Origin of the sequence: Eikenella sp. NML03-A-027, assembly GCF_001648395.1 — a bacterium.
Classification (GTDB): Bacteria; Pseudomonadota; Gammaproteobacteria; order Burkholderiales; family Neisseriaceae; genus Eikenella; species Eikenella exigua.
In genome coordinates this window covers 1-9,694 of record NZ_LXSM01000010.1, presented here as the reverse complement: position 1 = coordinate 9,694, position 9,694 = coordinate 1, and the positions used below count along the sequence as shown (strand labels likewise).

General features: G+C 55.9%; 11 protein-coding genes and 1 pseudogene. 8 read left to right on the top strand and 4 right to left on the bottom strand.

Annotated features, from left to right (window positions below):
• Together A7P96_RS10240 and yaaA are read right to left on the bottom strand one after the other, a co-directional pair.
• Nucleotides 1–242, bottom strand: a pseudogene (locus A7P96_RS10240) (hypothetical protein); the annotation flags it as partial.
• Between the two features lie 596 nt (nt 243–838).
• Complete coding sequence (gene yaaA / locus A7P96_RS04550; RefSeq protein WP_067525100.1) at nt 839–1,612, bottom strand: peroxide stress protein YaaA; 774 nt, start codon at nt 1,610–1,612, stop codon at nt 839–841.
• Nucleotides 1,613–1,771: 159 nt separating this feature from the next.
• On the opposite strand from yaaA, the gene leuE reads away from it, so the two are divergent.
• The 5 genes from leuE to A7P96_RS04525 all read left to right on the top strand — a co-directional run bounded on the left by leuE (nt 1,772) and on the right by A7P96_RS04525 (nt 7,303).
• Nucleotides 1,772–2,425 (top strand): leucine efflux protein LeuE, encoded by a 654-nt coding sequence (gene leuE / locus A7P96_RS04545; protein ID WP_067525098.1) that lies wholly within the window; start codon nt 1,772–1,774, stop codon nt 2,423–2,425.
• Between the two features lie 127 nt (nt 2,426–2,552).
• Complete coding sequence (locus A7P96_RS04540; RefSeq protein WP_067525096.1) at nt 2,553–2,894, top strand: hypothetical protein; 342 nt, start codon at nt 2,553–2,555, stop codon at nt 2,892–2,894.
• A 321-nt stretch (nt 2,895–3,215) separates the two neighbouring features.
• Complete coding sequence (locus A7P96_RS04535) at nt 3,216–3,434, top strand: hypothetical protein (protein ID WP_067442046.1); 219 nt, start codon at nt 3,216–3,218, stop codon at nt 3,432–3,434.
• Nucleotides 3,435–3,467: 33 nt separating this feature from the next.
• The gene (gene carB, locus A7P96_RS04530) at nt 3,468–6,677 is read left to right on the top strand and encodes a carbamoyl-phosphate synthase large subunit (protein WP_067525095.1); all 3,210 of its coding nucleotides are present in this window, start codon (nt 3,468–3,470) and stop codon (nt 6,675–6,677) included.
• A 20-nt stretch (nt 6,678–6,697) separates the two neighbouring features.
• Complete coding sequence (locus A7P96_RS04525; protein ID WP_067525093.1) at nt 6,698–7,303, top strand: site-specific integrase; 606 nt, start codon at nt 6,698–6,700, stop codon at nt 7,301–7,303.
• Here the strand turns inward: A7P96_RS04525 and A7P96_RS10945 are convergent.
• Both A7P96_RS10945 and A7P96_RS04520 read right to left on the bottom strand, forming a co-directional pair.
• Nucleotides 7,284–7,454 (bottom strand): hypothetical protein, encoded by a 171-nt coding sequence (locus tag A7P96_RS10945; protein WP_167508176.1) that lies wholly within the window; start codon nt 7,452–7,454, stop codon nt 7,284–7,286. The genes A7P96_RS04525 and A7P96_RS10945 overlap by 20 nt on opposite strands.
• A complete protein-coding gene (locus tag A7P96_RS04520) occupies nt 7,438–7,779 on the bottom strand; it encodes a hypothetical protein (protein WP_067525092.1) in 342 nt (113 codons plus the stop codon). Before A7P96_RS04520 ends, A7P96_RS10945 begins: the two co-directional genes overlap by 17 nt.
• 81 nt (nt 7,780–7,860) lie before the next feature.
• Here A7P96_RS04520 and A7P96_RS04515 point away from each other — a divergent pair, with 81 nt between their 5' ends.
• From A7P96_RS04515 to A7P96_RS04505, 3 genes are all read left to right on the top strand, one after another.
• On the top strand, nt 7,861–8,088 hold the full coding sequence (locus tag A7P96_RS04515; RefSeq protein ID WP_067525090.1) for a hypothetical protein: 228 nt from the start codon (nt 7,861–7,863) through the stop codon (nt 8,086–8,088).
• Between the two features lie 3 nt (nt 8,089–8,091).
• Nucleotides 8,092–8,532, top strand: coding sequence for a transcriptional regulator (locus tag A7P96_RS04510; protein ID WP_067442036.1), 441 nt, complete (start codon nt 8,092–8,094; stop codon nt 8,530–8,532).
• Between the two features lie 380 nt (nt 8,533–8,912).
• Nucleotides 8,913–9,524 (top strand): KilA-N domain-containing protein, encoded by a 612-nt coding sequence (locus A7P96_RS04505; RefSeq protein WP_082887908.1) that lies wholly within the window; start codon nt 8,913–8,915, stop codon nt 9,522–9,524.
• The last annotated feature ends 170 nt before the right edge of the window (nt 9,525–9,694 follow it).

Sequence of the window (9,694 nt, the reverse complement as noted above, 5' to 3'; positions counted from 1 at the left end):
GAAGTCATCAGGAAATACACCATCAGGCCGATAGCGGCATAAGCCACCAATGCGCCGCCCGGGCCCGCCATATGGATGGCGCTGCCGCTGGCCATAAACAGGCCGGTGCCGATGCTGCCGCCGATGGAGATCATCGAGAGATGGCGCGACTTTAAATGACGACGCACTTTGGTGCCGCCGGAAGAAGCAGGTGCGGGCGCCGCGGCCACCGCCGCAGCAGAACCACCATCGAAAGAACTCATTTCGGTTCCTTTCAAAAAAGCATATAGCCAAAACCTTTTCTGCCATAAATTATTGAACAGCAACGAAAAATGATTTTAGCTATACGTTGTTACGCACACGCGGCGCGCCAGCACCGCAACTCAATTTTGGGCGGATTATAAACTCTGATCGCCCGCTGCAAAACCCATAATTTCCCCTGGCGGCCAAATCAGCCAAATTAGCCACCTTTTTTAATTGGCACATTACTCAACCGGCACCCAACCCGTTGCCCCGAAAGCCGCTTAATACCTGGCCTCACGCGCCGAGCAAGCCCCGAGTTGCCGCTGCGAAAAAACGTAACATAAAAACCACATTCGGCCGAGGGACTCTCCCCAAAATACCAGCAGGCTACCTGAAAACGCCCGGTTGGGTTTCAGGTAGCCTACTTGATGTGGCGGCACGCGGTGCAAAACAATGCACCGCTGTCGGTTGGCAAAGGAGAAGAAAACAGCAAAGCCGATTAGTGTGGGCTCGACAAAAGGCTACCTGAAAACACCGGCCCAAAACGAAAATGCCGCCCCGGCTGCATTCCCAAATTTCAGGTAGCCTCCGCTTCCCCATCACAGCCTGCCGCGCATCACTGCTTGCCGCGCCGGAACACCCATTCGTTTTCCGAAGAAGCCGCCGCGCAGAAGGTGTAGCCCTCGCTGTTGAAATCCAACAGCTGCTCCGGCTCGGTGAGGGCGCGTTCGGCGGCATAGCGCAGCATCAGGCCGCGGGCGCGTTTGGCGTAGAAACTGATGATTTTGTAGCGGCCGTTTTTCTCGTCTTGGAACACGGGGGTAATCAGGCGGCCGCCGAGTTTGGCCGGCTGCACGGCCTTAAAATATTCCTGCGAAGCCAGGTTCACCAGCACATCGGTTTGCGCCTCGGCCATGCGTTCGGCCAGCAATTCGGTAATCAGGCCGCCCCAGAAGGCGTATAAATCCTTACCGCGCGGGTTGGCCAGCTTGGTGCCCATTTCCAAACGGTAGGGCTGGATCAAATCTAAGGGGCGCAACAGGCCGTAGAGGCCGGAAAGCAGGCCGGCATGGCCTTGCAGCCAATCGATTTGCGGCGGGGCGAGGCTCTCGGCATCGAGGCCTTCATACACATCGCCGTTAAACAAATACACCGCCTGCTTGGCGTTTTGCAGGCTGAAAGGCGGCTGCCAGGCCGCATTGCGCTCGGCGTTGAGGCGGGCGATTTTGTCCGACACGCCCATCAGCGCCGACAAATCCTGCGGCGCCAGCTCGCGCAGTTGCGCCATCAGGATGGCAGACTGCTCAAGCAGCGCGGGCTGGCTGTGTTCTTTGGTGGACGCGGCGGCGGTTTCGTTTAGGTTTTTAGCGGGCGAGAGGATGAAAAACATAGCGTTCTCTTTAATGAAGGGGGCAAATTGGCGGGCAGTTTAACCGCCTGCGGGGCAACAGGCAAACGGTGGAATAAATCGGCGCGATAGTTTTCAGGTAGCCTACACCCCGCCTGCCTCATTAAAATAGCCGCCTCCATAAAAGGCTACCTGAAAACCATGTTCGGCATCATCAATCCCCTCTCCTACCTAATCGGCACCATCATCCTCATCATCATGCCCGGCCCGAACAGCATGTTTTGCCTCTCCGTAGCCGCACAACACGGCGCGCGCAAAGCCTACCGCGCCGTATTCGGCGTGCTGCTGGGCGATTTAGTGTTGATCCTGCTCACCGTACTCGGTGCCGGCACCGTGCTCAAGCTCTATCCCGCCCTATTTCACGCCATGAAGCTCGCCGGCGGCCTGTATCTGGCCTACATCGGCTTCGGCCTTTTGCGCGGCGCATTGCGCAAATGGTTTGCCCCTCCGCCCGTTTTGGCAGCCGGTTTGCCGCCCACCCCGCCCACCGGGCACATCTTCAAACGCGCCCTGCTGCTCAGCCTCACCAACCCCAAAGCCATCCTGTTTTTGCTGTCGTTTTTCGTTCAGTTTGTCGATCCCGCCTATCCGCACCCCGCCCTCTCCTTCCTGCTGCTGGCACTGGTGATGCAAACCGTCAGCTTCAGCTACCTCACCCTGCTCGTTTTCGCCGGCCACCGCCTCGCCAACCTGTTCCGCCGCCACCGGCGTGTGACCACCGCCTGCACCGCCGCCACCGGCCTGCTCTTTATCGGCTTCGCCGTGAGCCTGTGGCTGGCCGGAATCGAGTTTTAGCTACGGTTTCAGGTAGACTCATTCAGATAGAAATAACTGCTCAGGCCACCTGAAAAGCAAAACAGATTGCCGTATAATTGGCGGCATTTGGCCTCGCGCCCCATCTTTGCCGAATTAAGGAATCCCCATGCGCAAACTCATCCCCCTCCTCGCCGCCCTCGCCCTTTCCGCCTGCTCCAGCCTCGGCAGCCAAGCCTTCAGCGGCAAAAGCGCCACTTTCGGCAGCGACAACATCCTGCGCGACGACGTGCTCAAAGTCGTGCGCACCGCCGAAGCCGCCTCGTTCAACTGCCGCAACATCGAATCCGTACACAGCAGAATCAACAGCGCCCACAAAGTGCACGGCCGCATGCAGGTGCGAGAAGTGTGGACCGTCCGCGCCTGCGGCCAGGCCCATCGCTACAACATCGGCCTCTTTGAAGACGCACGCGGCGAAACCAACTTCACCGTCAGCCTAATTTCCCGCTAAACACCAAAGAAAGGCTACCTGAAAATGATGTCTTGCAGAGCAAGGCCGAGTTTCTGCGAAGCTAAAAAGGATTTGCCGATTTTCAGGTAGCCTTTTGGAGCAAGGACTATTCAAACATTCTTTGAATCCATTAGTAGGGTGCGTGCCTTGCGGCACGCACGCGGTGGGTTGGGGCGGCAAGAGAAACGGGAAACGCATGCGTGCGTACCGCACACACCCTACATGCAGGCTACGGCTTGCTTAGGAAATATTTCAGGGGAAATATTTCAGGGATACCATATGTCATGATAATGTAATTATTATTAAGATGAGGATAATAATATGTCTGAAGGATTCATTATTGTTAACAAAGGCGTTTTTGAAAAACTAATCATTGGGAAATTTGAGCTAGAAATTAAACCCAAACCTAATAAAGATGGAATAGTAAAAAGATTTTACAGATATGATGAACGTGGCCACAAAAGATATATAGCTGTTGCCGATGAAGACAAAAATGATTTTAGAATAGATAAAGAAATTTATACTGAACTAGACCTTTAATATTCTTACAACTTAGAACTAGAGACCCCACCCATGCCCAAACGTACCGACCTAAAATCCATCCTTATCATCGGCGCCGGCCCTATCGTCATCGGTCAGGCCTGCGAATTTGACTATTCGGGCGCACAGGCCTGCAAAGCTTTGCGTGAAGAAGGCTATAAAGTCATTCTGGTGAATTCCAACCCCGCCACCATCATGACCGACCCTGAAATGGCGGATGTTACCTACATCGAGCCGATTATGTGGCAGACGGTGGAGAAGATTATCGCCAAGGAGCGTCCCGATGCGATTCTGCCCACGATGGGCGGCCAGACCGCACTGAACTGTGCGCTGGATTTGGCGCGCAACGGCGTGCTGGCGAAATACAATGTCGAGTTAATCGGCGCAACGGAAGACGCGATCGACAAGGCGGAAGACCGCGGCCGCTTTAAGGAAGCGATGGAGAAAATCGGTCTCTCCTGCCCGAAATCTTTTGTCTGCCACACGATGAACGAAGCCTTGGCGGCGCAGGAACAGGTCGGCTTCCCGACGCTGATTCGTCCGTCTTTCACGATGGGCGGTTCGGGCGGCGGCATTGCCTACAATAAAGACGAGTTTTTGGCGATTTGCGAACGCGGTTTCGACGCCTCGCCCACGCATGAGCTGCTGATTGAGCAGTCCGTGCTCGGCTGGAAAGAGTACGAGATGGAGGTGGTGCGCGATAAAAACGACAACTGCATCATCATTTGCTCGATTGAAAACTTCGACCCGATGGGCGTGCATACGGGCGACTCGATTACGGTTGCCCCTGCGCAAACGCTGACGGACAAAGAATACCAAATCATGCGCAACGCAAGCTTGGCGGTATTGCGCGAAATCGGCGTGGACACGGGCGGCTCGAACGTGCAGTTTGCGGTAAACCCTGAAAACGGCGAGATGATTGTGATTGAGATGAACCCGCGTGTGAGCCGTTCGTCCGCGCTGGCTTCCAAAGCAACAGGCTTCCCGATTGCGAAGGTGGCAGCAAAACTGGCGGTCGGCTTTACGCTGGACGAGTTGCGCAACGATATTACAGGCGGCCGTACGCCCGCGTCGTTCGAGCCTTCCATCGACTATGTGGTAACCAAAATCCCGCGTTTTGCGTTTGAAAAATTCCCCGCCGCAGACGACCGCCTGACCACGCAGATGAAATCGGTGGGCGAAGTGATGGCGATGGGCCGCACGATTCAGGAAAGCTTCCAAAAAGCCCTGCGCGGCTTGGAAACAGGTTTGTGCGGCTTCAATCCGAGAAGCTCCGACAAAGCGGAAATCCGCCGCGAACTGGCCAACCCCGGCCCTGAGCGTATGCTGTTTGTGGCAGACGCGTTCCGCGCAGGCTTCACGCTGGAAGAAATCCACGAAATCTGCGCCATCGATCCTTGGTTCTTGGCGCAAATCGAAGACTTGGTGAAAGAAGAGCAGCAGGTCAGTGCAGGCTGCCTGCAAGATTTGGATTTCGCCGCCCTACGTCGTCTGAAACGCAAAGGCTTCTCCGACAAACGCATCGCGCAGCTTTTGGGGCTACCTGAAAAAGAAGTGCGCGAACACCGCTACGCGCTGAACCTGCATCCCGTGTATAAGCGCGTCGATACCTGCGCCGCCGAGTTCGCCACCGAAACCGCCTACCTCTATTCCACTTACGAAGAAGAATGCGAAGCACGTCCTTCCGACCGTAAAAAAGTGATGATTCTCGGCGGCGGTCCGAACCGCATCGGTCAGGGCATCGAGTTTGACTACTGCTGCGTTCACGCCGCGCTCGCCCTGCGCGAATCGGGCTTTGAAACGATTATGGTGAACTGCAACCCCGAAACCGTGTCCACCGACTTCGACACCAGCGACCGCCTCTATTTCGAGCCGCTGACGCTGGAAGACGTGTTGGAAATCGTCCGCACCGAAGACCCGTGGGGCGTGATTGTGCATTACGGCGGCCAAACCCCGCTCAAACTTGCCAACGCGCTGGTTGAAAACGGCGTGAACATCATCGGCACGTCCGCCGACAGCATCGACGCCGCCGAAGACCGCGAACGCTTCCAAAAAGTGTTAAACGACTTAGGCCTGCGCCAGCCGCCCAACCGCATCGCCCACAACGAAGAAGAAGCGCTCGTCAAAGCCGAAGAAATCGGCTATCCGCTGGTCGTGCGCCCGTCTTACGTCCTCGGCGGCCGCGCCATGCAGGTCGTCCACTCCGCCGAAGAGCTGCAAAAATACATGCGCGAAGCCGTGCAGGTATCCGAAGACAGCCCCGTGTTGCTCGACTTCTTCCTGAACAACGCGATTGAAGTCGATGTGGACTGCGTTTCAGACGGCAAAGACGTCGTTATCGGCGGCATCATGCAGCACGTCGAACAGGCAGGCATCCACTCCGGCGACTCCGGCTGCTCGCTGCCGCCCTACTCGCTCAGCGAAGAAATCCAAGACGAAATCCGCCGCCAAACCAAAGCCATGGCCTACGCGCTGGGCGTGGTCGGCCTGATGAACGTACAGTTTGCCGTGCAGGACGGCGTAGTGTTCGTGTTGGAAGTGAACCCGCGCGCCAGCCGCACCGTTCCCTTCGTCTCTAAAGCCACCGGCGTGCCGCTCGCCAAAGTCGGTGCGCGCTGCATGGCAGGCATTTCCCTGCAAGAGCAAGGCGTGGAAAAAGAAGTCGTCCCCGATTTCTATGCCGTTAAAGAAGCCGTGTTCCCCTTCATCAAATTCCCCGGCGTGGACACCATTCTCGGCCCAGAAATGCGCTCCACCGGCGAAGTGATGGGCGTAGGAGAGACCTTTAGCGAAGCCTACCTCAAAGCCCAGCTCGGCGCCGGAGAACGCATGCCCGCCACCGGCAAAATCTTCCTTTCCGTGCGCGAAGAAGACAAGCCGATCATCGTCCAAACCGCGCAAAACTTCCAAGCCTTAGGCTACGGCGTCTGCGCCACGCGCGGTACTGCAGGCTACCTGAAAGAGCACGGCGTGGTGGTACAGGCAGTCAACAAAGTGCCCGAAGGCCGCCCGCACATTGTGGACGCGATTAAAAACGGCGAAATCGCGCTGGTGGTAAACACCGTGGCCAGCAACCCGCAATCCATCGCCGACAGCCACAGCATCCGCCGCAGCGCCCTCACCCAACGCGTACCGCAATACACCACCGTGGCCGGTGGCGAAGCCATGAGCGAAGGGATGAAAAGCTTCAACCTCCTTGGTGTGTATAGCGTGCAGGATTTACATGCCCGCTTGAAAGGCTAGCCGGCATCTGCGAACATGCCATGAAAGAATGGGGGCTGCTGCGCGAGAACCTCGTACGCAAAATCAGCAACCCGAAAAAAGGCAGAGAGAGAACTAGGTGGCCAACCGAACAAGAGATTACCAATATCTGCGCCGCTCTCTTATATCAGCCGGACGGCAAGTCGGAACTGATTGTACAACGGGTAGCCATTGCCGTTCTATTCACCATCGAAACTGCCATGCGGGCAGGCAAAATTTACGGCCTGAAATGGGCAGATGTGGATTTCACGCGCCGCCTTGCCCATCTACAGATTACCAAAAACGGCGACAGCCGAGACGTGCCATTATCCAAGCGTGCGCTGGAACTGCTCGAGCAACTGCGCGGCATTGATGATGTGTGGGTATTTAACGTGGATGCCAAAAGTTTGGACGTGTTATTTAGGCGGGCGCGGGATAACTGCGGCATTATCGACCTGCATTTTCACGATACCCGCCGCGAAGCTCCCACACGTTTATCCAAAAAAGTACCGATTGAAGTGCTGGCAAAAATCAGCGGCCACCAGGATTTAAGAATACTGCTCAATGTGTATACCGCCCTGATATGGCGGATATTGCGCAAATGCTGGACTAGCGTGGCCATGCCTTAATCAACCCATCATGTCGTGCCGCACAGTCGTTATACAGATGCACCACTTCCAGCGCCCACGGCAGCATCACCTTGCCCGTTGTTCCCGACAATTCGGGCAGCCTTGGGCAGGGCATAGCCAAATCGGCCGGCGGCTCAATGGCGCTCGGCAATGGCGGCGTTGAGGACTTGCACCCCGGAAGCATCAACGCAATCGCCAGTAAACACAGGCCGCTCGATAATTTGCTGTACCACTTCACGCCTTACCCTCACTTTCTCGTCCGCTTCGGACTTCTCTTGTTGATATTCCACGCTTGCCGTATGGGCGGTTTTTTGATGCTTCTGCTTTTGCTCGGCCAGTTTGGCATTGATGGCTGCCGTGGCCGCAGCATAGCCCGCTTGGTAGCGTTGCCTGCCGTATTGCACTTCGCCGCATATCACGGCCAGCAGTACCACACCGCCGAGTAGCGGCTTCCAGTATTTCAATATCCATGTCATGGGTATTCCTTTCTTCTCTGTGTTTACATCTGCAAACGATTTCACTATAATCAAGCAACCTTAATCAATCAGGCAAACAGCATGGGCAAGCACCCCAACAAACATATCCGAGCCGCATTGGCTTATGCCGAGCAGCACGGCTGGGCGGTTGTTCCCGCCGGCAAGTCCGCCCATGCGTTCTGCCGCCTGCGTTGTCTGCAAGGACATACCGAACACCAAATGAGCGTGTGGAGCACACCGCGCAATCCGGAAAACCATGCCAAACAAATCATCCGTAAAGTAAACGAATGCCTGCCCGAACAGGAGTGACCCATGAATACCTACCATTTCAGCATCCTCATCCGCGATACCGACCTGCACGATTTGGAAGACCGCCTGTATGAAGCGGGCTGCGACGATGCGCTGCTGTGCTTCTATAACCAAACCCCATATCTCGAATTCGACCGTGAGGCCGAGAGTGCCGAAGCTGCCGTGCGCAGCGCCCTAGACAATATCCGTGCTGCCGGTTTCGGCGATTTGGTGTTGCAGGAATCCGGGGTGGCTACCTTGGCCGAGATGGCCGCCCGCGCCGGACTGACCCGCGCTGCCCTCTCTAACTACGCCACCGGCAAACGCGGCGGCGGGTTCCCTGCGCCGATGTATGGGGTGGGCAGCGGCTCTGCCCTGTATTCGTGGCCGGAAGTGGCCGGCTGGCTGCACCGGCACGGCCAGCTGTCGCAGGCGCAATACGATATCGCCCATGTGGCCGGATAGTTTCAGGTAGCCCCTTGCATTTGCAGGGGGTTTTGTTTATGATGAGCGCACTACTAAATCACAAGCGGATATCCGCCCCGTCAGTGCGCATTTTTTGTGCCTGATATTTTTCAGGTAGCCTCCAATGGCGGGTCTATACGCAGAAATACAACACCTTCGGGGAATACTGCGAGCCGTACTTGTGAACGGTAGTTGAAGCCCGCCGCCCATTCAGCGGCAATCCTAACTAAATTCACAAGGAGTTCATCATGAACGCAATCTCTGTAGCCAATGTGGCTATCCGTCAATTCGACAACCTCTATTCCCTCAATGATTTACATAAAGCCAGTGGTGGCGAACCACGTCATAAACCAGCTAACTGGCTGTAATTACAACAAACCATTGAATTAGTTGATGAAGTTTCCAAGTCTGAAAATCCAGCCTTGAAAGAAAATCAACAAGTTATCCAAATAGTGCATGGCGGCAGCAAACGCGGCACTTACGCATGCAAAGAATTGGTGTATGCCTACGCTACTTGGATTAGTGCCAAATTCTTCTTACAGGTTATCCGAACCTTCGATGCAGTAATTTCAGGTAGCCTGCACGCTCCCGAAGCTCTGCCATCTGCCCAAACCACGATAGACGAACGGCGCGGCCTGGTGGATGCGGTCAAGCTGCTGGTCGCCCGCTGCGGTATCGATTATTCGGCAGCCTACCGCATGGTGCATCAGCGCTTCGGTGTGGCGCATATCGACCAAATCGCCGCCCCGCTGCTGCCCTCTGCGGTGGCTTATGTGCATTCTCTGGCATTGCAGGGGCGGCATGTGCAGACTGGGGAAATGGAAACCGTGCCGAAGCTGTTTGCCAATCAGGCCAATATCCCGTTCAACCTGAACCGCAACGCCTACTACGCCGTTACGGTGAAGGGCGGCAAAATCTACCGCCATCTCGTCAGCTACATCACCTCTCCGTATGAAGACGGCATGATTCCGTGTCTGGCGCATCAGGTGTAGAATGCGGCTGTTCCCTTTAGGGGCTTGAAGACCGCTTAGGCGGCAGGGCATCGGGCAACCGGTGCCCTTTGCCTTACCCCTGGATTTCTGAGGGCAAATCGTTTATGATTCGCGTAGTCGTCAGTCTCCATGCCGCCGCTCCGAGATTGATGATTAGAGACCCCGCCAAC

What these genes read in the sequence shown, in the direction of transcription:
- carB (WP_067525095.1), top strand. Translation starts at nt 3,468, where the DNA reads ATGCCCAAACGTACCGACCTAAAATCCATCCTTATCATCGGCGCCGGC.
- A7P96_RS04525 (WP_067525093.1), top strand. Translation starts at nt 6,698, where the DNA reads ATGAAAGAATGGGGGCTGCTGCGCGAGAACCTCGTACGCAAAATCAGC.
- A7P96_RS04540 (WP_067525096.1), top strand. Translation starts at nt 2,553, where the DNA reads ATGCGCAAACTCATCCCCCTCCTCGCCGCCCTCGCCCTTTCCGCCTGC.
- yaaA (WP_067525100.1), bottom strand. Translation starts at nt 1,612, where the DNA reads ATGTTTTTCATCCTCTCGCCCGCTAAAAACCTAAACGAAACCGCCGCC.
- A7P96_RS04510 (WP_067442036.1), top strand. Translation starts at nt 8,092, where the DNA reads ATGAATACCTACCATTTCAGCATCCTCATCCGCGATACCGACCTGCAC.
- leuE (WP_067525098.1), top strand. Translation starts at nt 1,772, where the DNA reads ATGTTCGGCATCATCAATCCCCTCTCCTACCTAATCGGCACCATCATC.
- A7P96_RS04515 (WP_067525090.1), top strand. Translation starts at nt 7,861, where the DNA reads ATGGGCAAGCACCCCAACAAACATATCCGAGCCGCATTGGCTTATGCC.
- A7P96_RS04535 (WP_067442046.1), top strand. Translation starts at nt 3,216, where the DNA reads ATGTCTGAAGGATTCATTATTGTTAACAAAGGCGTTTTTGAAAAACTA.
- A7P96_RS04520 (WP_067525092.1), bottom strand. Translation starts at nt 7,779, where the DNA reads ATGACATGGATATTGAAATACTGGAAGCCGCTACTCGGCGGTGTGGTA.